The organism is Streptomyces sp. NPDC014861 (genome assembly GCF_043081625.1).
Taxonomy (GTDB): Bacteria; Actinomycetota; Actinomycetes; order Streptomycetales; family Streptomycetaceae; genus Streptomyces.
In genome coordinates, this window is record NZ_JBIBWV010000003.1 from 452,559 (window position 1) to 474,910 (window position 22,352).

Here is a 22,352-nt window from a genome sequence, read left to right on the forward strand (position 1 = left end):
GACAGGGAACCATGCTGGATCTTCACGTGGGCCTCATCGGCGCCGGCGTCATGGCGCAGACGCACCTCGAAGCGTGGATCACGCTCGGGGCCCGGGTCAGCGTCTACTCCGACGACGGCCGCCACGCCCTCCTCGCCACCACGCACTCCGCCCACGGAGTCGAGGCCGCCCCCTCCCTGGAGCACCTCCTCGACGCCTGCGCCCTCGTCGACATCTGCACCCCCACCGGCAGCCACAAGGAACTGATCCTCGCCGCCGTCGCGGCCGGGCGCCACGTCGTCTGCGAGAAGCCGCTGGCCATGCACCCCGAGGACGCCCAGGAGGCCGCCGACGCCGCCGCCCGCGCCGGTGTGCGCCTCTTCCCCGCCCACGTGGTGCGGTACTTCCCCGAGTACGAGGCACTGCACCGCGCCGTCACCGCCGGAGCCGTGGGAACGCCCGCCATCCTGCACTTCACCCGGACCACGGCCTACCCCGACTGGTCGCCCTGGTTCCGGGACGACACGCAGTCCGGCGGCATCCTCACCGACCAGATGATCCACGACTTCGACTTCGCCCGCTCCCTCGTCGGAGACCCGGTGCGCGTCTACGCCCAGGTCCGCGAGAGCCAGGACGGCGACGGCCGCCGCATCGCCGCCGGCACCGCCGTCCTCACTCACGCCACGGGCGCCATCAGCTACTTCCACGGCCTGTGGGGCCAGCCCGGCACCGCCTTCCGCACCACCTTCCGGGTCGCCGGCTCCGACGGCCTCCTGCATCACGACTCGCACCGCACCACCGCCTTCCGCGTCCTCGCCCAGCCGGCCGGCGGCGAGGACGACCGCATCCCGCCGGTCGCGCTCTTCGCCAATCCGTACGCCGCCGAACTGCGGGACTTCGCCCGGACCGTCACCACCGGACGGCCCCCTCGGGTCACCGCCCACGACGGCGTCATGGCCGTGCGCATCGCCGAGGCCGCCCGTGAATCCGCGCGGACCGGCCGCGCCATCGACCTGACCGCCGAGGAGGCAACCCGATGAAGGTCGGCCTGCTGTCGTTCGCCCACACCCACGCCCTCTCGTACGCGGCGCTGCTCCGCGACATGGACGGCATCGAGCTCCTCACCACCGACCCCGACAGCCTCGCCGAGGAGCCCCGCCCCGGGTGGCCACGGGGCCGGGAGCTCGCCCGCGACCTCGGCGTGCCCTACGCCGACAGCTACGAGGAGGTGTTCGCCTGGGGACCCGACGCCGTCATCGTCGCCGCCGAGAACACCCGCCACCGGTACCTCGTGGAACTCGCCGCGAGCCACGGCGTCGACGTCCTCTGCGAGAAGCCCCTCGCGACCACCGCCGAGGACGCCGAGGCCATGATCAAGGCATGCCGGGCCGCCGGGACACGCCTCGCCATCGCCCACCCGGTCCGCTTCAGCCCCGCCTACGAAGCGGCCCGCGCCGCCGTCAAGGGCGGCCACCTCGGCACGATCCTCGCGGTCCGCGGCGCGAACTTCGGCCGCCTGTCCGACGCCGAGCGGCCCTGGTTCGCCGACCCCGCGCTCGCCGGCGGCGGCGCCCTCATGGACCACACCGTGCACATCGCCGACCTCCTCGACGACCTGCTCGGCGCCCGCGCCACCGAGGTCTACGCCCAGTCCAACACCCTCCTGTACCCGGATCACGCCACGGAGACCGCCGGCCTGGTCACCATCGACTACGACAACGGCACCCACGTCACCATCGACTGCAGCTGGAGCCAGCCCGCCCACCACCCGCAGTGGGGCGACGTCGAGATCCAGCTCGTCGGCGACAAGGCCACCGTCGAGTTCGCCGCCTTCTCCCAGAACGTCAGCGGCTACGACGAGGCGAACCGCACCTCCACCGTCCACCCCTGGGGGACCGACCTCGACGAGCGGCTCCTCACCACCTTCCTCCACGGCGCCGAGGACGGCGGCATCGACGTCCCCGACGGCGAGTCCGGACTGCGCACGCTCCAGATCGTCCTGGCGGGCTACGCCTCCGCCCAGGAGGGACAGCCGGCCCCCGTGGCCTGACGGACCGGCGGGGCGGGCCCGGCCCGCGGTCGCGCGAGCCGCCCCCGCCCCGCCTCCCACCCCCACCCACGCCGCCCCGCCCCGCATGCTCCGACCGAAAGACGAACCCCCGTGAGGCCCGAACCCCGTCCCCTGCCCACCGAGACGGCGACCCCGCAGGACTCCGTGCTGGCCCTCGACATCGGCGGCACCGGCCTGAAGGGAGCGGTGGTCGACCGCACCCTCGCCCCGGTCGAGACGCTGAGGGTGTCCACCCCACGCGCCGAAGGACCGAGCGCGGTCGTGGACGCCGTCACCGACCTCCTCACGGAACTACGGCGCCGGGCCCACGACCGGGGACTGCACCCCCTCCACGCGGGAGTCGTCGTCCCCGGCATCGTGGACGAGGCCCGCGGACGCGTGCTCTGGGCGGTGAACCTCGGCTGGCGCGACCTCCCCCTCGCCGCCGAACTCGAACAGCGCACCGGGCTGCGTGTCACGCTCGGGCACGACGTACGGGCGGGCGGCACGGCCGAGTTCCTCCACGGCGCCGCCCGCGGCGCGCGCAACGCCCTCTTCGTCGCCCTCGGCACCGGCGTGGCCGCCGCGCTCGTGTGCGACGGCGTCGCCGTGACCTCCGACGGATACGCGGGCGAGCTCGGGCACCTGGTCGTGGATCCGCAGGGCCTGCCCTGCCGGTGCGGCGGCGTCGGCTGCCTGGAGACCGTGGCCTCCGCGAGCGCCGTCGTCGCCGGGTACAACGTCGCCGCGGAGCGGGCCGTCCCGGGCGCCGTGGAGGTCGCGGCCCTCGCCCGGAGGGGTGACCCGATCGCACAGGCGGTATGGGAGCGCGCCGTGGAGGGCCTCGCCAAAGCCCTGGCCTCCGCCGCCACCCTGCTCGCTCCGGAGAGGATCGTGCTGGGAGGCGGTCTCGCCGAAGCCGGCCCCCTCCTCCTCGACCCGCTGCGCGTCGCCCTGGCCGACCGGCTCACCTTCCAGCGCCGCCCCGTCGTCGTACGGGCGGCCCTCGGCGACCACGCCGGCCGCGCCGGCGCCGGGATCGCCGCGTGGCGATCGGCCGGACTCGACACGACCGCCGCGCGCCTCCCCGCCCCCGCCCTCTAGCCCCCACCGGAGCGCCCCATGGCTTCTTTCGCTCCTCGTTCTCCCCGGACGCCGGATGCCCCTCTCGACCCCGCGACCGGCGCGGCGGCGCCTTCCGCCGCGCCGGTCCGGACACGGGGTCGGCGTCCCGGGCCCGGAGCGTTCCGGGAAGAGCCGAGGAGGGTCGGCCTCTCCGAGATCGCGGCTCGGGCCGGGGTGAGCGAGGCCACGGTGAGCCGGGTCGTCAACCGGCGCCAGGGGGTGGCGAGGAGGACGCGCGCCGTGGTCGAGAAGGCCGCGGCGGAGCTCGGGTACGCGCGTCAGGTGCACGGCCGGCTCGTGGCGGTCGTGACGGAGCACGTGACCAACCCGTTCTTCGCGGAGCTCGCCGAGCGCATCGAGGCGGCGCTGGCGCCGCACGGCCTGAGGACCCTGGTGTGTCCCGCGTTCGCCGGCGGCGTGCAGGAGCGGGACTACGTCGAGGCCATGGCCGACAAGGGGGTCGTGGCCGTCGTGTTCCTGTCGGTGTCGAACACGCTGGCCGGTGCCCCTGCCCGGATGTACGAGCGGCTGCGCCTCAGGGAGATCCCCTACGTCGGGGTGAACGGCGTCTTCGCCGACGGAGTAGCCGTCCCCGTGTACTCCACCGACGATCTGCTCGCGGCCGAGCTCGCGGTCGAGCATCTGTACCGGCTCGGGCACCGGTCGATCGGCATGGTCTCCGGGCCCGAGGGCAACACCCCCGCCGACCGGAGGGTGCGGGGCTTCCTCGACGCGATGGCGAGGAGGGGGCTCGGCGACGCCGGCCGCCTGGTGGTCCGTCAGTCCTTCGGCGTCGAAGGCGGCCAGGCCGCCGCGCAGACACTGTTCGCCCGCCGCGCGACCGCGATCGTGGCCGCCAGCGACTTCATGGCGCTCGGGGCGATCCGCGGTCTGCGCCGACTGGGGTGCTCCGTCCCCGGGGACGTGTCGGTCATCGGCTACGACGGGTCGGCCATCACCGAGTTCGTCGAACCGCCCCTCACCACCGTCCGCCAGCCCTCGGACCGCCTCGCCCTCGAGGTCACCCGGACCGTTCTGGCGCTGGTCGCCCGTCGCGAGGTCCCGGTGGGCGAGCTGCTCTTCGACCCCGAACTGGTCGTCCGCGCGACGACGGGCCCCGCTCCCCGTCGGTGACGGGCGGCGGCGACGGACAGTGGAGCCGTCGCGCTCAGTCGTCCTGTGTCGTCCCCGCGATCACTCGTCCCGTGTCGTCGCCGCGGGCGTCCGGTCCGGCCGTTCCCGCGGGGCCGGCCCGTCGAGGCGGCCGAGTTCGGTGAGGGCGGGGCCGGCGACGAGCGCCGCGAGCGCAGCCGTCGCTCCGGCGAGGAGCAGGAGGCCGTCCGCGCCCGTACGGCCGGCGAGGGTGCCGGCCAGGGCCGGGCCGCAGGCGTGTCCGGCGGCGTGCGCGACCGAGCCCCGGCTCCGGGTCCGTATCTACGCTTCCGGCGGGCTGAGGCGGCCCAGGATCTCGAAGGCCGGCGCCGCCGGCGGTGCCACGGAGAGTCCGGCGAGCGCGAAGAGCGCGGCCCCGTGCCCAGGTCCGTCGCGAGCTTCATGAGGGCGACCTCGCTCATCCCGAACGGGGCGGCCAGCAGGGCCATGGCCACGACGAAGCAGGCCAGGACCCGTCGGATCGGCAGGCGGTCGAGCAACCGTCCCCAGACGGGGTCGTCCGTCGCCAGCCCCGCCACCGCCGCCGCGCGGGCGAGGCCGGCCAGTGCCAGGGCGTCGCTGTCGCTCCGGGCGAACAGGAACAGGACGGTGCTCAGGCCGAGGGGCAGCCGGCCCAGGAAGGCGGCGATCAGGAGCAGGCGGAGCCGCCGCCGGGTGGCCAGTACGGCCAGGAAGCGGCGTGCTGACACTCGATCCCGTCTCGGAAGGCGCGATCTGTCCCGCTCGGCCGTGCAGGCTCCGGTGCGGGGGTGGGGGACCCCGCACCGGAGCGGCTTCACGCGGTCGTGGTCAGGAGACCGTGACCGTGGCCGTCTGGCCCGGGGCGACGGAGACGGTCGTGTAGGTGTACGTCTTGCCGTTGACGGTCTTCGTCTTGACGGCCCTGGCGACACCGTCGACCTTGATCGTCGAGTGGTTGCCGGGGAAACGGGCCTCCCAGCTGTAGGTGGCGGAGCCGGTCGCGTTGGTGAGCTTCGACGCGGTCGCGCCGTCGTGGCGGAGCGTGAAGGTGTTGCCGCCGACCTTGACGTCCTTGACCTGGAGCCAGCCCATGCCCGAGGGGAGGCGGGAGCCGGTGGCGAGGGACTTGGCCGGAGCGTCGGGCTGGACGCCCATCAGGCCCTCGACGGTCTGGCTGAGCAGGGTGTAGGAGACCTCGGGGTAGTCGCCGTTGGGGCCCTGCTTGGAGACCGGGTGCTGGACGTCGCGCTGGTCGTAGACGTACTTCATCCACTTCCACGCGGTGTCGTTGCGGTCGTAGGCGAAGAAGGCGTCCGGAAGGTAGGAGATGGCCTCGATGTTCGACGGCTTGCCGCTGCCGCTCGCCCGCTCGTCGATGAAGTCGAGGTACGCCTCGGCGCGGCTGCCGGGCTCGATGATCTGCTTCATGGGCATGAACCAGCTGTTCTCCAGACCCCAGCCGGTGAGCGCGCCGCCCTCGCGGGTGTATCCGCGGATCATGGAGGAGCCGCTGCCGCCGCCGCTCCAGGTGGTGTTGAAGTGGGCCTTGAGGTCGTCCGCCTTCTGCTTGTACTGGGTGGCGAGGGCGGTGTCGCCCTTGCTCGTGGCGAGCGCGGCCATGGCCCGGAACGCCTGGTACTGGCTGCCGATGGCGTCGCCGGCCTCGATCATGTGGTGGTCGCCGGCCTCGTTGTAGCTGACGGCGCCGGCGAAGATGCCGTCGCCGGTGCCCTCGGCGACGCCGTTGGCCTTCTTCGCGTCGTGGAGCTCGACGAACTCCTTGGTGGCGTGCTTGTAGTAGTTCCAGAGCCCGGGGTCGTCGATGTAGCTGCTGTCGCCGCTCCAGCGGTAGGCGTGGTTCGCCTTCTCCACCAGCTCGAAGGTGGCCGGGACCTCCCGGACGAAGAAGGTCGGGCTGTAGTAGTCGATCTTTAGATAGGTCTGGTTGTCGAAGTTGAGGGCCCAGACCGGGAAGTACTTGTGCTCGGCCGTGGCCGACTCGGCGTAGGCCCGGAGCATCGACTTGTTCTCGGCGTGCAGGCCGATCACCGAGGCGCCGGCCACCTGGTGGGCCAGGTCGCGGGTGTAGGAGGCGCTGCGGTGGGCGTAGCCGGCCCAGTAGGAGGGGGCGTAGACCCCGACGCCGGTGCCGGAGGGGCGGCCCTCGTCGACGTTGACCGGCGCGACGACGCCGGGCAGCTGCACCCAGCTGTTGGCCTTGCGCTTGGCCCAGCTGAACATCTCCACGATCTTCGGGTCCGACGAAGTCACCACCGGATCCGCCGGCGCGCCGGGCGAGACCATGAGGTCGTCGGCGTTGATCCACCCGGTGCCGGACTCGAAGGCGAGCTCCAGGGTGTCGCCGCTCTTCAGGGAGACGCGGCTGATGGTGTATCGGGCGTAGGTGGAGCGGCTCGGCAGGTTCACGGTGCCGGCGACGGTCCCGTTGACGCGGGCGACGAATGTGCCGCCGGTGCCGCCGGTGGCGATCCAGGCGGAGAAGTCGTAGAGGCCGGTGCCGGTGGCGGTGAGGGTCTGGGAGATCTTCTTGCCCGGGCCGGCGTCGAGGTAGGCGAGCTTGGTGCCGCCGTGCGGGGCGTTGGTGGCGACGCCGGTGCCCGCGGAGAAGTTCCAGCCGGCCTTGTCCTGCTCGAAGCCCGGGTTGACCACGTCGACCGGCGGTGGCACCGACGCGGTGGCCGCGACGTCGTCCACGTTGATCCACCCGGTGCCGGACTCGAAGGCGAGCTCCAGGGTGTCGCCGTTCTTCAGCGCCACGTGGGGCAGGGTGTACTTCGCGTAGGCGGTGCGACTGGGCAGCTCCACGGTGCGGACCGCGGTCCCGTTGACGCGGGCGACGAATGTGCCGCCGGTGCCGCCGGTGGCGATCCAGGCGGAGAAGTCGTAGAGGCCGGTGCCGGTGGCGGTGAGGGTCTGGGAGATCTTCTTGCCCGGGCCGGCGTCGAGGTAGGCGAGCTTGGTGCCGCCGTGCGGGGCGTTGCTGGAGACTCCGGTGCCCGAGGTGAGGGTCCACCCTGTCGTGCCCTGCTCGAACCCGCCGTTCGTCACCGTGAGGGCGGCGGTCCCGGCGGCGTTCGCGGAGGTGGTGGCGGCCAGAGGGGTGAGCGGGGCGAGGACGGCGAGTGATGCCAGGAGGGAGAGACACAAGGGCCGTGACGGCTGCATGGGGGCTCCTGTCCGAAAAACAGTCCGGTGGGGTGGCCGGACGCTAACAGCAGCCATCGGGGGCTTTCAATACTCCTGCAACATTGTTCTGGCTGATCTGGCAGCAAACTTTCTATGAACTCTTGCAAGTGAAGTTGGCTGATTGCTAACGTCCGTCGCGTCGGCCCGGTGATCGCCGGGACGTCGATCTGTGAGCAAAGGTGGGAATGCCATGGAGATGAGTCGCCGCAGAGTCCTCAAGGCGGGTGGGGCAGTCGCCGCGGGCGTCGGGCTGGGCGGGCTCACCGCCTGCTCGGGGACGGGCAGCTCGGCGGGTGGCGCCGGCTCGGCTGGTGACCCGAACAAGGGTGACATCACGGTCTGGAGCTGGGCCGGCCCGGCCGCGGAGATGCGCGCCCTCGTCCCCGCGTTCAACAAGAAGTTCCCGGACATCAAGGTCACCGTCCAGGACATCGGCAACCCGGCCATCTGGGACAAGATCACCACCGCGATGGCGGCCGGCGGCGCCGGCCTAGCCGACGTCCTCCACATAGGCGTCGACTACCTGCCCGGTTACGTCGAGAAGTTCCCCGCCCAGCTTGCCGACCTCGGCCCCCTCGGCGCGACCGCCCACAAGGGAGCCTTCGCCAGCGGCCTCTGGGAGACCGTCTGCCCCGACGGCAAGAAGGTCAACGCGCTCCCCTGGGAGGCCAACTCGGGAGGCTTCTACTACCGCGCCGACCTCTTCGAGAAGGCGGGCGTCGACGTCGGGGCCATCGGAACCTGGGAGGACGCCATCGAGGCCGGCAAGAAGATCAAGGCCAAGACCGGCCATACTCTGCTCGGCATCGACAAGCCGGCGTCCCAGGCCGACTCCGCGAACTTCTTCCAGATGCTGCTGCAGCTGCAGGGCGCGATGTACTTCAACCTCGACGGCGAGATCACGCTCGCGTCCCCCGAGGCCGTCCGGGCGATGACCATCATCAAGGACATGAACGACGCCGGCCTCGTCGCCGACATCTCCGGCGGCTGGAACTCCCTCATCAGCTCCATCAAGAAGGGCACCTCCGCGGTCCTCCCCTGGCCCACCTGGTTCGGCGGCATCATCGAGGACACCGTCCCCGACCAGGCCGGCAAGTGGGGGGTCCGGCTGCCGCCCGCCGTACGCCCCACCGGCAGCCAGGCCGCCACCGTGAACTCCACCCACCTCGCCGTCGCGGGCAACAGCAAGCAGCAGGCCGCCGCCTACAGCTTCGTCGAGTTCGTCCTCACCCGACCCGAGTCACAGGTCTCCATCTACAAGGCCAAAGGCATCGCGCCCGCCCTCCTCAAGGCGTACGAGGACCCGGTCTTCCACCAGTCCTCGGCGTTCTTCAGCGGCCAGAAGAAGGGCGAGATCTTCTACGACGCCCTGCGCGTTCCGCAGCCGGCCTACAACTACACCGGCGACTACGCCCGTGCCCTGAAGGCCGTCACCGACGCCCAGACCAAGGTCCTCCTCAAGGGCGCCAACCCGGCCACCGTGCTCGCCGCCGCCGCCGACCAGCTCGCCAAGCAGACGGGCCGCAAGGTCGTCCGGTGACCACCATGAGCACCCCGTCGCGCACCCCGCGCGCCGCCACCCCCCGACAGGCGCGGGACACCCGTCCGCCGCGCCTGACGGGCCGGCGCCTCGCCCCGTACCTCTTCGTGCTGCCCGCGATCGCCCTGTTCGCGGTGTTCAAGCTCTATCCCATCGGCTGGTCGTTCGTCCTCAGCCTCTTCAAGACCGTGGGCGGAGTCGACACCTTCGTCGGCGGCGAGAACTACAGCCGGCTCGTCCAGGACCCCCTGTTCTGGACCGCACTGCAGAACACCGCCGTCATCCTGGTCGTCCAGGTCCCCGTCATGCTCGCCCTGGCGACAGGGCTCGCGGTCGCCTTCAACTCGACCCTGCTCAAGGGACGGTCGGTCTTCCGCCTCGGGTTCTTCCTCCCGATGGTCACCGGCCTCGTCGCCTACGGCATCGTCTTCTCGGTCCTCCTCAACGAGGAGTACGGCCTCGCCAACTGGGTCCTCTCCCTCGTCGGCGTCGACAACGTCCCGTGGCTGACCGACCCCCTGTGGGCCAAGGTCTCCCTGGGCATCGCCCTCACCTGGCACTACACCGGCTACAACGCGGTGATCCTGCTCGCCCGACTCCAGACGATCCCCGGCGAGCTGTACGACGCGGCCTCGGTCGACGGCGCGGGCGCCTGGGGCGCCTTCCGCCACGTCACCCTGCCGGGACTCCGGCCCGCGATCCTGCTCACCACGGTGCTCTCCACCATCGGCACCCTGCAGATCTTCGACGAGCCGTACATCCTGACCCGCGGCGGACCGGACAACGCCACCCTCACCATCGGCGTGTACCTGTACCAGAACGCCTTCGTCTACTTCGACTTCGGCTACGCCTCGGCCATCGCCTACGCCCTCGCCGTCCTCATCGGCATCCTCGGACTGATCCAGTTCCGCGTCCTGGGAGACAAGAAATGACCACTTCCGCGACGCGTCCCCTCCGGACACGGAACCGCGACGAGCGTCCGCCCACCCGGGCCGGCCGGTCGATCCTGCTGACCTCCGGCCTCGCGATCACCCTCGCCGCGGTGCTCGTCCCCTTCTACTGGCTCATCATCGCCAGTACGCACAGCTCGGGCGAGATCTTCGGCTCGCCGCCGCCCCTCCTGCCCGGAGACCACCTCGACGACAACCTCGCCTCCCTCCAGAACACGGTCTCCTTCGGGAAGGTGGTCCTCAACTCCCTCTTCATCGCCGTCCTCTACACGCTGTGCGCGGGAGCCGTCTGCACTATGGCCGGGTACGCCTTCGCCAAGTACCGCTTCCGCGGAAGCGACGCGCTCTTCGGCGTGCTGATGCTCGGCCTGGTCATCCCCGCGCAGGTCACCCTGGTGCCCCTGTTCAAGCTCATGGCCGACCTGGAATGGCTCAACACCTACCAGGCCGTCATCATGCCCAACCTCGCGCTGCCCTTCGGTATCTTCCTGATGCGCCAGTCCATGAGCGCGCTGCCCGACGAGCTCCTCGACTCCGGGCGGATGGACGGCTGCGGAGAACTGAGGCTCTTCTTCAAGGTGGTCCTGCCGCCGATGAAGCCGGCCCTCGCGGCCCTGGGCATCTTCCTCTTCCTGTTCCAGTGGAACGACTTCATCTGGCCGCTGATCGTCCTGCGCGACAACGCGTCGTTCACCATCCCGGTGGCCCTCGCCTCGCTCCAGGGCGTCGACGACACCGACTACGGCGCCATCCTCACCGGCACGGCCGTCGCGGCGATCCCCATGGCCCTCGTCTTCCTCGCCCTGCAACGCCACTTCGTCTCCGGCCTGCTCGCCGGAGCCGTGAAGGGATGAACCGAAACGTGACGCTCCACACCGAGGCGGTCACCACCGCCGAGCTCGCCCCCGCCACGTACCAGCCCCTCCTCGACACCGTCGAGATCGCCGTCCTGGCAGGGGAGAGGGAGCCCAGGTGGCACGTCTCCGTCCTCCCCGACGGCCTGCAGATGCTGCACGTCGACGGCGAAGGCGAGCCGGTGGAGATCCGGCTCTCCCTCCCCCTCGGGGACGCCGCCGGATACTGGCACCCCAAGGCCGGCTGGCAGCGGACCATCGTCGCCGACTGGGCGGGCCGCGCGACCGTCAGCCTCGTCGACGGCCTCGCCGCCGGCTGCCTCTACGACTACCAGGGCGCCACCCTGCTCACCTTCGGCACCGCCGACCCCGTCCCCGAGGTCTCCCTCCTCTGGGGCGTCTCCGAGGAGAACGACACCTACGTCGTCCACCTCCGCCTCCCCGCCTCCGCCGGACCCCAGCGCCTCCTCCTCGTACCCCGCCGTCCGTCCGTCGCCACGGCGCTCGGCGAGCTGCGCGGCTGGTACGAGGCGGCGATGCCGTCCATGCCGGTCCCCGAGGCGGCGCGCCTCCCGCTCTACTGCACCTGGTACGCCTTCAACCAGCAGATCGAGGCCTCCGCCGTCGAGAAGCAGGCCGAACTCGCCGCCGACATCGGCTTCGGCGCGATGATCCTCGACGACGGCTGGCAGCGGTACGGCACCGGACGCGGCTACGCCGGCGTCGGCGACTGGATCCCGGACGAGGTGAAGTTCCCCGACTTCGCGCGCCACGTGGCCCGCGTCCGGGAGACCGGACTGAGCTACCTCGCCTGGGTCGCCCCCCTGCTCCTCGGCCCCCAGGCCGACTGCTACGACGCGTGGGCCGCGTACGCCCCCCGGTCCGCCGGTGTCCCCGGCGCGCAGGTGCTCGACCCCCGCCGGCCCGAGGTCCGCGCCCACCTCGTCGCCACCTGCGTCCGCCTCGTCCGCGACTACGGCCTCGACGGCCTGAAGGTGGACTTCCTCAACGAGGCCATGGTCTACGCCGGCGACGGCCGGGGCGACGTCGGCGAGGCCCTGACCCTGCTCCTCGCCGAACTCCGCGCCGGCCTGGAGGCGGTCCGCCCCGGCCTGCTCCTGGAACTGCGCCAGCCGTACGTGGGGCCCGGCATGGTCGCGTACGGCAACATGCTGCGCTCCTTCGACTGCCCGGCCGACTCCGTCGCCAACCGGGTCCGCACCCTCGACACCCGCCTGCTCGCGGTCGGCGGCGCCGTCCACTCCGACCCGCTGCTCTGGGACACCGACGCACCCGTCGAGTCCGCGGCGCGCCAGCTCATCGGCACGCTCCACTCGGTGCCGCAGGTCTCCGTCCGGCTTGACACCCTGCCCGAGGACCACGTCGCGGCTCTGCGCTTCTGGCTCTCCACCTGGCGTCTCCTCAGGCCGCAGCTGCTCGACGGCACCTTCGAGGCCGGCCGGCCGGACGACCTCTACACGCTGGTGAGCTCGGAGCGGGACGGTGTGAACGTCACGACCGTCCACACCGACCGCCCGGTGCCGGTGCGCCCGGCGTCCGTCTCCCGGACCGTGCTGGTCAACGGCACGAGCGAGGACCGGCTCGTCGTCGAGGTCGTCGACGCCGGAGCCACTGTGGAGATCGAGGTACGAGGACCGGACGGCCGTATGATCGAGCATCACCGCACCGAGCTCACGACCGGCCTGCACCGCCTGCCGGTGCCGCGCATGGGACTGGGATCGATCAGGAACACCGCGTGAAACGCGCGTCGGAGGGGAGCCCCATGAAGGTCGGCATCGTCGAGGTCGCGGCCCGCGCCGGAGTCAGCGAGGCCACCGTCAGCCGCGTCATCAACCGGCGCCAGGGCGTGGCCAAGAAGACGCGTGACGCGGTCGAGACCGCCATGGCGGAACTGGGCTACGAGCGTCCGGTGCAGGGGCAGCTCGTCGCCCTCGTCACCGAGCACGTGTCCAACCCGTTCTTCGCGGACGTGGCCGAGCGGATCGAGGCGGCCCTCGCCCCGCACGGCCTGAAGGCGGTGCTCTGCCCGGCGTTCCCCGGCGGGGTCCAGGAGCCCGAGTACATCAGCGCGATCGTCGACAAGGGGATCGCGGCCGTCGTCTTCCTCTCCTCGTCGAACACCGTCGAGGGCGCGGACACCGAGACGTACGAGCTCCTCCGCGCCCGCCGCATCCCCTACGTCGGGGTGAACGGCGTCTTCGCCGACGGCGTGGAGGTTCCCGTGTACTCCACCGACGACGCGCTCGCCGCCGAGCTGGCGGTCGACCACCTGCACCGGCTGGGCCACCGGGCCATCGGCATGGCGTCGGGTCCGACCGGGAACCACCCCGCCGACCGCCGCGTCCAGGGCTTCCTCGACGCGATGGCGAAGAGAGGCGTCGAGGACGCGGAACGGCTGGTCATCCGCCAGTCGTACACCGTCGAGGGCGGACAGGCCGCCGCCCAGACGCTCCTGGGCCTCGGCGCCACGGCGATCGTCGCCGCGAGCGACTACATGGCGCTCGGCGCCATCCGGGGCATCCGGCGCCAGGGGCGTTCGGTCCCGGAGGACGTGTCGGTCGTCGGCTACGACGGATCCATGATCACGGAGTTCGTGGACCCGCCGCTGACCACCGTGCGCCAGCCGGCCGACCGGCTCGCGCTCGAAGTGGGGCGCAGCGTCCTCGCCCTGGTCAGCAACCGGGAGGTGCCGGTGGGCGAGCTCCTCTTCGACCCCGAGCTGATCATCCGCTCCACCACGGCCCCCGCACCCCGGCCGTGAGCGCCGGGCCGGCCGGGGCACCCGCCGGCCGTACCGGGGCGGGACGGTCGGGACCGGGCAGTCCCTGACGACCGTCACGCCCCGGACGGACCTGTCCGCGGACGAGCTGCCGGGTCAGTGGCCCGACGACCTCTGATCCGGGGCGCGCGCCTCAGTCCAGCAGCGCCGCGACGTAGGAGGTCGGGCGGCGCAGGAAGTCGTCGAGGACGAGGGCGGCCGAGGCGCGGTCCCAGGTGGAGCGGCGGACCGGCCGGTGCTCGACACGGGTGAGGGTTCCGGCGCCGATGCGGACCGCGTGGGAGCGGGCCGTCGAGAGGCAGACCTCGACCTCCTCCTCCGTGCCCAGGGACCCGGCGATCACGGTCGCCTCGGGGTTGCAGAAGGCGTTGAGGGTCGCCACGGACTCGCCGAGGAACCGGGCCCGTTCGAGGCGCAGCGCGCGCAGCCCCTCGGCGGTGTCGAGGTCGTCGCGCAGGACGTCGGCCCAGGGGGTGGCGGGGGCCAGGAGGCCCCGCTCGACGGCCCGGGCGTGCAGGGCCCGGTCGGTGGCGACGACGCCCAGACAGTCGGTGGCGCCGCACGGGCAGAGGACGCCCGGTCCGTTCCGTACGGGCAGGTGGGCGATCTGTCCGGCGGAGGTGTCCGGACCGGACAGCGGGGAACGGCCGACGACCAGGGCCGAGGCGACGACGTTCGCGACGAGGACCATGAGGAAGGTGTCAGTACGGGGCACCTGGCCGCGCCAGAGCGCGTCGAGCGCCAGGCAGTGGACGGAGCCGCCGACCCGCACCCGGGGACCGAGGGGTGCGAAGGGCGTGCGCAGGTCCGCGTTCCGCCAGCCCGGGTGCGGGCTGTCCACGACGACGCCGGTCCGGGGATCGATCACGCCGTCGGTGCTCACTCCGAGGCCGAGCACCCGGCCGGGGGCGGTCGACGCCAGGGCGCGTTCGGTCGCCGCGATCGCCGCGGCCACCCCCTGCTCCGGGCCGGGGTCCTGGCAGGGGACGGTGAAGGAGGCGGTGCACGTCCCGTCGAGGTCGAAGACGGACGAGGTCGCGGACGCCTCCCGGAGGTGCGTCCCGACGACGACCCGTCCGCCCGGCACGAAGCCGAGTGGTGTCTCCGGCCGTCCGGCCCTGCCCGGTTCCCCGCCCACCGGGCGCGCCGGCAGTTCGTACAGGACGCCGCCGTCCACGAGGCCGGAGACGAGCCGGGTGATCGTGGTGAGGCTCAGTCCGGTCGACCGGCCGAGCTGCTTCCGGGCCGCCGGGCCGTCGAGGACGAGTCGCTGGAGGAGCGCGGCGGCGTTCCCGTCCCGCACCTCACGCATCAGCGGGGTGTGGCCGGCGGTCATGGCTGGGTCCTCGTCGTCGGCGGCCGGGTGATCGGATCATGCTACCGATCAGCCGGGCGGCCGGCCCTGTGCCCCTCGGTCAGGCGAGGCGCTCCACATGAACGAGGACCGACTGTTCGGGGTGGAGCGTCGGCACCTGGAGGCCGATCCGGCCGAGGGCGGATCCGGGTGCGTCGAAGCCTCGCTCGCTCCACCATGGCGGGGCGGCGAAGCCCGCCGGGGGAGTGCCGACGGTCAGCGGCCTGACCCGGTACCGGGCCCGCGGGTCGAGGCCGGACAGGCGGGCGTGCGGAGGGGCGCCGGTGGCGCACCAGGTCAGGGAGGTGAACGCGTAGAGCGCTTCGGAGCCGTCCTGGGCGACGACGCCGTGGCTCTGGATGCCGGCGGCCGGATCGGGGCCGCGCCACACCCGGCCGGTGTGGAGGAGCCGTCGGTGGGTCCGGTGGAGCGCGATCCATCCGGCCAGTTCCGCCCGTTCCTCCGCGGTGGTCGCGGTGAGGTCCCATTCGACTCCGAAGTGGCCGAAGAAGGCGCTCGCTGCGCGGAAGGACAGGTCGTGGCGGCGGCTCGTGGTGTGCGAGCGGGGAGAGGCGACGTGGGCGCCCATCAGCTCGGGAGGCAGCAGCTGCCCGGTCCACCGCATCAGCCGCTGGCGCTCCAGGGGGTCGCTGACGTCCGACACCCACACCCGGTCGGTGACCTCCATGATGCCGAGGTCGATCCGGCCGCCGCCGGCCGCGCAGCTCTCGATCTCCAGACCGGGGTGGGCGGCCCTGAGTTCCGCCAGCAGGCGGTAGACGGCCCTGGTCTGCGCGTGTTCGGAGGGGATGCCGCCCCGGGGGCGCAGGCCGGCCTCGACGTGGTCCCGGTTGTGGTCCCACTTGAGGTAGCCGATGTCGTACTCGCCCAGGACCTTGAGGAGCTGTCCGAGCACGGCGTCGTAGCAGGCGGGGATCGAGAGGTTCAGGACGTGCTGGGAGCGCTGCTCCACGGGCAGTTCGGTCCGCGCGGCCATGATCCACTCGGGGTGGGCGCGCGCCAGGTCGGAGTCGAGGTTGACCATCTCGGGCTCCACCCAGAGGCCGAACTGCATGCCGCGGGCGTGGACGGCGTCGACGAGCGGGTGCAGGCCGTCGGGCCACACGTCCTCGGAGACGGCCCAGTCGCCGAGGCCGGCCCGGGAGTCGCGCCGGGCACCGAACCATCCGTCGTCCAGCACGAAGCGCTCGATTCCGATCTCCCCGGCGAGACGCGCCAGTTCGAGGAGCCGGTCCCGGTCGTGCTCGAAGTAGACGGCCTCCCAGGTGTTGAGGGTGACCGGCCGGGGCGAGGCGACGTGTCCGGGCCTGGCCCGGAGGTGGTCGTGGAAGCGGTGGGCCACCCGGTCCAGGCCGTCTCCGTACGCGCCGTAGACCCAGGGCCCGGTGTACGCCTCGCCGGTCTCCAGCCGGATCTCGCCCGGCAGGAGGAGCTCTCCGCCGCCGAGCAGCGCGACGCCGGTGCTGTCCCGCTCGGCGACGTGACGGTGGTTGCCGCTCCACGCCACGTGGACGGCCCAGGTCTCGCCGCGGGCGAAGTCGCTGCCCGGTTCGGTGGCGTGCAGGACGTAGGCGGAGTCCAGGCCGGTGCGGCCCCGGCGGTTCTCCCGCACGTGGGAGCCGACGCCGAAGCCCAGGCGCTGCACCTGCCGCTCCATGCCCCAGCGGCCGGCGAAGTCGACCAGTTCCGTCGCCCGGGTCGGCACCGGGAGGTACAGGGAGAGTTCGGCGAGTGCGAAGGGGGCGCCCTCGTTCTCGACGCGCCCCCGGATCCGGACCAGACCGGACTCCAGCATCTCGACGCTCAGGCCGAGGCGGATCCGGGCTTCCGCGTCGACGGCCGTGATCTCGGCGGTCGCGGGACCGGCCTCCGTGTAGCCCGTCACCTCCGTTCCGCCGAGACGGACGGAGCTCACGGCGAACGCGGGGGACCAGTCGCGTCCCTCGCGGGAGCCCACCAGCCCGGGGCGGCCCATCCAGCCGATCCACGGCTCGGGCACCAACGACGCCGGGCCGGCGTCCAGTTCGCCGGGAAGCCGTCCGCCGGCCGCGCCGGCCAGGCAGGCGGCACGGGCCGCCGACTCGTCCAGCGGCCCCAGGTCCGCGCCCCAGTGCCGGACGAGCGGAAGCCGCCCGGGAAGCGATTCCAACAGGAACGAACAGCCTGACGACCGGAGGTGGAGCACGGTCGGGGCGGCGGCGAGCTGGTCGCGCACTGGTCTCCTCGTGGCAGGGAAAAGTACGGTGCGCTGCTCGTTCTAGCGCACCGGCGACGCGTCGGGTGTCTGCTTCCGGACACTGGCGAGGATCGGCGCGGATATCGGTGAACATCCTTGACGCGGTGGGGAAGAGGGCGAAAACATGCGGGCCGCGTGTTCGTTCTCGTCACATTCTGTTCATCGTTGAGGTCTGGTCCGTGCGGCCGGCGCCGGTCATGAGTGAGCCCGGCGCCTGCGGTCCCGCGCACGGCACGGGCAGGGCGATCCGTGACCGGGGCCGGACGCGCGACGGGTACGGACGGCCGCCGGAGAACAGCCGGGGCCGCTCGTCCCGCCACGCCGCCCGCCGGGCGGGACCACGCCTTCCCGCCCGGCGGCCCGGCCCCCGGCGGTCCGGACTTCGCATCGCCTCCCCGCTCCCCGGACCGCCGCCCCTCACCAGACCCGCGAAGAAAGGCACGCGCGCATGCGCTTCCGTCGCCTCGTCCTGGGCACCGCCGTGACCGGCCTGTTGCTCGGTTCGGCCCCGCCCGTACTCGCCGCCTCCGGCGCACCGACCCTCCCCGGCACCGCAACCCGCGACTGCGCGCCGATATCCCCTTCCTCGCCGGAGGACGCCCACCACGACGACAGCTGTCTCGCCCTCACCGTCACCCTCGCCGACCTCCCCGAGGTCGGCGGAGAGACCGAGGTGACCGTCCAGGTCCGCACCACGGCCGCCCGGGACGCCCTCGACCTCGAACTCCTCCTCCCCACGCACCTCACCTGGGTACGGGCACCGGAAGGCTTCGACGTGACCACCGCGGCCTCCACCGTCCCCGTGGAAGGCGGCGAGGTCCACCGCGCCCGCGGCCACCACACCGTCACCGCCGGCACCCCGACGACGCTCACCGGCCGCGTCCGCGCGGTCGCCGAGGGGCCGGCGGAGGTGCGGGCCACCGCGACGGCGGAGGGTGCGACCGACACCGCGTCGGGCAGCAGCTTCCTCACCGTCGACGACGCCGACTCCACCGAGGGCATCACCGTCCGCGCCGTCGACGCCGTGACCGCGACGAACGCTCCGGCGACCCGCTCCAGCCTGGCCTGGAAGCACAAGCCCGCCGCCTCCCCGACCGCCCCGGACCGGCCGGGCCGGGGCCAGGCATGCGTCAAGGGCAGCTGGAACTACGTCGAGCACACCGGCTACACCCGGGTGTCGGCCAACGCCGGCGTGAGCGTCCTCGACGCCGACCCCAACGGCGAGGACGAGCTGCTGGCCACCGGAGTCACCGACGAGTACGGCCGCTACCAGCTCTGCTTCGACAACAAGGACCCGGGCGACCGCACCCAGGACGTCTTCGTCCGGCTCGCCACCGAGAACGTCCAGTGGAAGATCCAGGCCAACCGCACCAAGGCCGCCTACCGCTTCGACACCGCCGTCTCGAAGAACGTCCGGAACGGCAGGACCGTCGACTTCGGTGCCACCCAGCCCGCCGCGCCCGAGCTGATGCGCGCCGTCCAGGCCTTCGACTCGCTCAACTCCGCCTGGAACTTCACGCCCGGCGACTGCTGGGACGACCGGGACACCACCTGCCGGCAGGGCGCCGTCAACTGGGAGCCCGACTCCACCACCTGCTGCTACGCCGACCTGCAGGAGAACGCCTCGTACATCGGCGGCAGCACGCCCGACACGCCCATCGTCACCCTCCACGAGTTCGGCCACTCGCTCATGGACGACGTCTACGACGACTGGTGGCCCTCCACACCGAACTGCTCCAGCCACACCCTGCACAAGGTGAGCTCCCCCGGCTGCGCCTGGACCGAGGGCTGGCCCACGTACTACGGCGGACTGATCCTCCAGGACCCGACCTTCCGCTGGGGCGACGGTCGCGTCCTCGACTACGAGAACGCCACCTGGGGGACCGCCGTCCCCGGCCGGGTCTGGGAGAACGGCGACGCGGTCGAGGGCCGGGTGGCCGGCGCGCTGCACGACCTCTCCGACGTCAGCACGCACGAGTCGGGCGACACGTACGCGGAGGACCCGCGTGGCTCGCTGTGGAACACCTTCCTCGACCACCGGTCCTCCAGCTTCCGGGAGTTCTGGGACCAGCGCGCCGCCGACGGACACGACGTCGGCCCGGCGGCCCTCGCCGCCCTCCACTACAACACGATCGACTACCGCTGACCGGCGAGCAGGACATCACAGCCGAGGAGAATGCAACGATGCGTCACCTTTCCCCGTCCGCTCCCCGCGCACCCGGGCGCAGAGCGCTCGGCGCCGTGACCGCGGCCCTGATCGCCGCCGTCACGCTGGCGGCCCCGGCCACCGCCGCCGCCGCTCCCGCAAAGGGGGCCGCCACCGCCGGCCTCGCCCCGGCACCCCCGATGGGCTTCAGCAACCGGGACTCCACCCGCTGTCGCGCGGAGTTCGACGAGGCGTACGTCAAGAAGATCGCCGACATCCTCGTCACCAAGGGCCTGAAGGACGCCGGATACACCTACGTCAACCTCGACGACTGCTGGGCCAAGCCCGAGCGGGACGCCCAGGGCAGGCTCGTTCCCGACCCGGTCCGCTTCCCGAACGGCATCAAGGCCCTCGCCGACCACGTCCACGCCAAGGGCCTGAAGTTCGGCCTCCTCGCCGGAGCGGGCGCCCGGACCTGCGACCCGGCCGGATTCCCCGGCTCGCACGGCCACGAGGCCACGGACGCACGGCAGTTCGCCGACTGGGGCGTGGACCAGCTGACGTACGCCGACTGCGGCGGCACCGACGCCGAGCAGCGGTACGCGACGATGAGCGACGCCCTGCGCGCCACCGGCCGCCCCGTCGTCCTCACCGTCGCGGACCAGGGCACCGGCCGCTCCTGGGAATGGGACGGCGACACCGCCCAGGTGCGGCGCACCACCGGCGACGGCGCCGACACCTGGGGCAGCGTCCTGACCCGCCTCAAGCGCAACCTGCCGCTCGCGGCCCACGCGGGACCGGGGCGCTGGAACGACCCCGACGTCCTCCACGTCGGCGGCTACGGCCTGAGCGAGACCCAGTACCGGTCCCAGTTCTCGCTCTGGTCCGTGATGGCCGCTCCGCTGGTCATCGGCTCCGACCTGCGCAGGCTCGACGCCGTGTCGGCCGAGATCCTGACCAACCGCGAGGTGATCGCGGTCGACCAGGACCCGGCGGGCAGGCAGGGCGAGGTCGTCTCCTCCGACGGGGGCCGCTGGGTCGTCTCCAAGCGGCTCGCGGACGGCAGCCGGGCGGTCGCCCTCTTCAACGAGACCAACCGGCCCCAGCACATCGCGACCACCGCGGCGGCCGTCGGCCTGCCGGCCGCGCGGGGATACAAGGCACGCGACCTGTGGGCGGCACTGGAGAAGGGCACGTCCGGAGCGATCGCGGCGACGGTACCCGCCCACGGCACGGTCCTGCTGAAGGTGTCGGCCGACCGCGCCTGGGCACAGCTCCCGCCCCTGCTCTCCGTCACCGCCGGCGGTGACCCGGTGGCCCAGCCGGGCACGACCCGGCGGATCGTCTCCACGGTCGTCAACCACGGCGGCGGCGCCACCGGGACCGTCACCCTCACCCTCACCGGCAAGAACGGCTGGGCCGCCGAGGCCGTGACACCGTCCTCCACGAGCCGGCTGAAGGCCGGCGGCACGCTCGCCACGGAGTGGGACGTGACCGTCCCGGCCGACGCGACCGGGCGGAACGAACTCACCCTCACCACGAAGTACCGCTCCCGCGACGGCCTCTCCTTCACCAGCGTGATCCCGGTGCCCGTGCTCGTGGGCGTCACCCGCCCGCCGGCCGGGGAGTCCCACCTCGGCGACCTGCACCCCCTCACCGCCACGAACGGCTGGGGTCCGGTGGAGAAGGACTCCAGCAACGGAGAGTCGGGGGCCGGTGACGGCCGTCCGATCACCATCAACGGCGTGGTTCACGCCAAGGGTCTCGGCGTGAACTCGCCCAGCACGGTCGAGTACTACACCGCCGGGCACTGCGCGCGCGTCACCGCCCAGGTCGGACTCGACGACGAGTCGGGCACACAGGGCACGGTGACCTTCGAGATCTGGGCCGATCACCGCCTGGCGGCGTCGACCCCGAAGATGACCAACGCCGACGCCGCACGGCCGCTCACCGCGGACGTGACAGGCGCCGAGACCGTCCGCCTCGTGGTCACAGACGGCGGCGACGGGGCGTCCTACGACCACGCGGACTGGGCCGACCTGAAGATCACCTGCGCCTGACACCGCACGCTCCCGGAGAGCGGGCGGACCTCGCACACGGACCGTGACGTCCGGTAGCGCCACGTGCCCCGCGGTCCCCGACCGCGGGGCACGTCGCGTCCACGGGGAATTCTGGGTACCCCCAGGATTTCGGCTCCGCATTGTTCCGTGGCCGCCCCGTCCCCACCGTGGTGTGTGGGGGATGCAATCTCACCGCAGGAGATTCCGATGAGCACCACCCGCACCAGCAGTCCGGACGCCGCAGGGGACGTCACGCGGACGGGCGTGGACCAGGACGGTGTCGTGGACACGTCCGAGTCCCCCCGCCCCAGGTTCCGCGGTTCGAGGGCTGCCACCCTCTTCCCGGCCCTGCTGGGCTGCCACGGTGCCGGCCGGCACGAGACGCCCCGCCCCCCGTTCCCTCCCTCCCCCCGGCCCTCCGCCGAGCCCACCCGCCCCGCCAGGCCCGAGAGCCACAGCCTAGTCCTGTCCGAGGACGACGACTCCGCCGGCCGGCTGCGCAACTGGGTCACCGGCCACCTGCGCAGGTGGCGGCTGGGACACCTCGTCGCGGACCTCCAGCTCATCGCCACCGAACTCGCCACCAACGCCGTCCGGCACGGTCACGCCCCTGCCCGCGTGACCCTCACCCGGCAGCCCGACGCGTACGTCCGTCTCGGCGTCACGGACACGGGTCCCGCGTTCGACCCGGAGCACCTCAGGACCTCCTGGGGCTCCGCCGACGCGCTGGAGGACTGCCACGGCCGCGGCCTGATGCTCGTCGACGCGCTGAGCACGAGCTGGGGCGCCGACCGCCTGGACATCGGCAAGCGGGTGTGGGCCGAACTCGCCGCCACCTGAGACGCCGGCCCGGAGCGGTGCCGCGCCGGACCCCGGCCGCGCACCGCTCCCGCCGT

15 protein-coding genes are annotated in these 22,352 nt (G+C 72.6%); 12 read left to right on the forward strand and 3 right to left on the reverse strand.

The features are described from left to right. The first annotated feature begins 11 nt into the window (after nt 1–11). The 4 genes from ACF1BN_RS08645 to ACF1BN_RS08660 all read left to right on the forward strand — a co-directional run bounded on the left by ACF1BN_RS08645 (nt 12) and on the right by ACF1BN_RS08660 (nt 4,288). The gene (locus ACF1BN_RS08645; protein ID WP_392330845.1) at nt 12–1,019 is read left to right on the forward strand and encodes a Gfo/Idh/MocA family protein; all 1,008 of its coding nucleotides are present in this window, start codon (nt 12–14) and stop codon (nt 1,017–1,019) included. Continuing rightward, nucleotides 1,016–2,029: a Gfo/Idh/MocA family protein gene (locus tag ACF1BN_RS08650; protein WP_392330846.1), complete on the forward strand. Its 1,014-nt coding sequence runs from the start codon at nt 1,016–1,018 to the stop codon at nt 2,027–2,029. The genes ACF1BN_RS08645 and ACF1BN_RS08650 overlap by 4 nt, the downstream gene beginning before the upstream one ends. A gap of 111 nt (nt 2,030–2,140) precedes the next feature. Then, on the forward strand, nt 2,141–3,133 hold the full coding sequence (locus ACF1BN_RS08655) for an ROK family protein (RefSeq protein ID WP_392330847.1): 993 nt from the start codon (nt 2,141–2,143) through the stop codon (nt 3,131–3,133). An 18-nt stretch (nt 3,134–3,151) separates the two neighbouring features. Continuing rightward, nucleotides 3,152–4,288, forward strand: coding sequence for a LacI family DNA-binding transcriptional regulator (locus ACF1BN_RS08660; protein ID WP_392330848.1), 1,137 nt, complete (start codon nt 3,152–3,154; stop codon nt 4,286–4,288). An 828-nt stretch (nt 4,289–5,116) separates the two neighbouring features. Here ACF1BN_RS08660 and ACF1BN_RS08665 read toward each other — a convergent pair. Further along, nucleotides 5,117–7,474, reverse strand: a complete 2,358-nt coding sequence (locus tag ACF1BN_RS08665; protein ID WP_392330849.1) for a hypothetical protein — start codon at nt 7,472–7,474, stop codon at nt 5,117–5,119. A gap of 211 nt (nt 7,475–7,685) precedes the next feature. On the opposite strand from ACF1BN_RS08665, the gene ACF1BN_RS08670 reads away from it, so the two are divergent. The 5 genes from ACF1BN_RS08670 to ACF1BN_RS08690 are packed head-to-tail and all read left to right on the forward strand — an operon-like array spanning nt 7,686 to nt 13,621. Next, nucleotides 7,686–9,035 carry an ABC transporter substrate-binding protein gene (locus ACF1BN_RS08670; protein ID WP_392330850.1) on the forward strand — a complete coding sequence of 450 codons (1,350 nt, stop codon included), beginning with the start codon at nt 7,686–7,688 and terminating at the stop codon, nt 9,033–9,035. Nucleotides 9,036–9,040: 5 nt separating this feature from the next. After that, the gene (locus ACF1BN_RS08675) at nt 9,041–9,967 is read left to right on the forward strand and encodes a carbohydrate ABC transporter permease (RefSeq protein WP_392330851.1); all 927 of its coding nucleotides are present in this window, start codon (nt 9,041–9,043) and stop codon (nt 9,965–9,967) included. Beyond that, entirely contained in the window at nt 9,964–10,839 is an 876-nt protein-coding gene (locus tag ACF1BN_RS08680) for a carbohydrate ABC transporter permease (RefSeq protein WP_392330852.1), read from the forward strand. The genes ACF1BN_RS08675 and ACF1BN_RS08680 overlap by 4 nt, the downstream gene beginning before the upstream one ends. After that, nucleotides 10,836–12,599 (forward strand): glycoside hydrolase family 36 protein, encoded by a 1,764-nt coding sequence (locus tag ACF1BN_RS08685; protein ID WP_392330853.1) that lies wholly within the window; start codon nt 10,836–10,838, stop codon nt 12,597–12,599. The genes ACF1BN_RS08680 and ACF1BN_RS08685 overlap by 4 nt, the downstream gene beginning before the upstream one ends. Nucleotides 12,600–12,622: 23 nt before the next feature. Beyond that, nucleotides 12,623–13,621 (forward strand): LacI family DNA-binding transcriptional regulator, encoded by a 999-nt coding sequence (locus ACF1BN_RS08690; protein ID WP_392330854.1) that lies wholly within the window; start codon nt 12,623–12,625, stop codon nt 13,619–13,621. A 151-nt stretch (nt 13,622–13,772) separates the two neighbouring features. Here ACF1BN_RS08690 and ACF1BN_RS08695 read toward each other — a convergent pair whose 3' ends face one another. Together ACF1BN_RS08695 and ACF1BN_RS08700 are read right to left on the reverse strand one after the other, a co-directional pair. Then, the gene (locus ACF1BN_RS08695) at nt 13,773–14,975 is read right to left on the reverse strand and encodes an ROK family protein (protein WP_392330855.1); all 1,203 of its coding nucleotides are present in this window, start codon (nt 14,973–14,975) and stop codon (nt 13,773–13,775) included. A gap of 79 nt (nt 14,976–15,054) precedes the next feature. Beyond that, nucleotides 15,055–17,229 (reverse strand): alpha-galactosidase, encoded by a 2,175-nt coding sequence (locus ACF1BN_RS08700; protein WP_392330856.1) that lies wholly within the window; start codon nt 17,227–17,229, stop codon nt 15,055–15,057. 469 nt (nt 17,230–17,698) lie between these two features. Here ACF1BN_RS08700 and ACF1BN_RS08705 point away from each other — a divergent pair, with 469 nt between their 5' ends. From ACF1BN_RS08705 to ACF1BN_RS08715, 3 genes are all read left to right on the forward strand, one after another. Continuing rightward, nucleotides 17,699–19,396 (forward strand): hypothetical protein, encoded by a 1,698-nt coding sequence (locus ACF1BN_RS08705; protein ID WP_392330857.1) that lies wholly within the window; start codon nt 17,699–17,701, stop codon nt 19,394–19,396. Between the two features lie 38 nt (nt 19,397–19,434). Next, nucleotides 19,435–21,456, forward strand: coding sequence for an NPCBM/NEW2 domain-containing protein (locus tag ACF1BN_RS08710; RefSeq protein WP_392330858.1), 2,022 nt, complete (start codon nt 19,435–19,437; stop codon nt 21,454–21,456). A gap of 207 nt (nt 21,457–21,663) precedes the next feature. Next, the gene (locus ACF1BN_RS08715) at nt 21,664–22,296 is read left to right on the forward strand and encodes an ATP-binding protein (RefSeq protein ID WP_392330859.1); all 633 of its coding nucleotides are present in this window, start codon (nt 21,664–21,666) and stop codon (nt 22,294–22,296) included. The last annotated feature ends 56 nt before the right edge of the window (nt 22,297–22,352 follow it).

Excerpts from the sequence above, each read along its gene's own strand:
- ACF1BN_RS08680 (WP_392330852.1), top strand. The coding sequence starts at position 9,964 with ATGACCACTTCCGCGACGCGTCCCCTCCGGACACGGAACCGCGACGAG.
- ACF1BN_RS08675 (WP_392330851.1), top strand. The coding sequence starts at position 9,041 with ATGAGCACCCCGTCGCGCACCCCGCGCGCCGCCACCCCCCGACAGGCG.
- ACF1BN_RS08660 (WP_392330848.1), top strand. The coding sequence starts at position 3,152 with ATGGCTTCTTTCGCTCCTCGTTCTCCCCGGACGCCGGATGCCCCTCTC.
- ACF1BN_RS08665 (WP_392330849.1), bottom strand. The coding sequence starts at position 7,474 with ATGCAGCCGTCACGGCCCTTGTGTCTCTCCCTCCTGGCATCACTCGCC.
- ACF1BN_RS08715 (WP_392330859.1), top strand. The coding sequence starts at position 21,664 with ATGAGCACCACCCGCACCAGCAGTCCGGACGCCGCAGGGGACGTCACG.
- ACF1BN_RS08670 (WP_392330850.1), top strand. The coding sequence starts at position 7,686 with ATGGAGATGAGTCGCCGCAGAGTCCTCAAGGCGGGTGGGGCAGTCGCC.
- ACF1BN_RS08695 (WP_392330855.1), bottom strand. The coding sequence starts at position 14,975 with ATGACCGCCGGCCACACCCCGCTGATGCGTGAGGTGCGGGACGGGAAC.
- ACF1BN_RS08645 (WP_392330845.1), top strand. The coding sequence starts at position 12 with ATGCTGGATCTTCACGTGGGCCTCATCGGCGCCGGCGTCATGGCGCAG.
- ACF1BN_RS08705 (WP_392330857.1), top strand. The coding sequence starts at position 17,699 with ATGCGCTTCCGTCGCCTCGTCCTGGGCACCGCCGTGACCGGCCTGTTG.
- ACF1BN_RS08685 (WP_392330853.1), top strand. The coding sequence starts at position 10,836 with ATGAACCGAAACGTGACGCTCCACACCGAGGCGGTCACCACCGCCGAG.
- ACF1BN_RS08650 (WP_392330846.1), top strand. The coding sequence starts at position 1,016 with ATGAAGGTCGGCCTGCTGTCGTTCGCCCACACCCACGCCCTCTCGTAC.
- ACF1BN_RS08710 (WP_392330858.1), top strand. The coding sequence starts at position 19,435 with ATGCGTCACCTTTCCCCGTCCGCTCCCCGCGCACCCGGGCGCAGAGCG.
- ACF1BN_RS08690 (WP_392330854.1), top strand. The coding sequence starts at position 12,623 with ATGAAGGTCGGCATCGTCGAGGTCGCGGCCCGCGCCGGAGTCAGCGAG.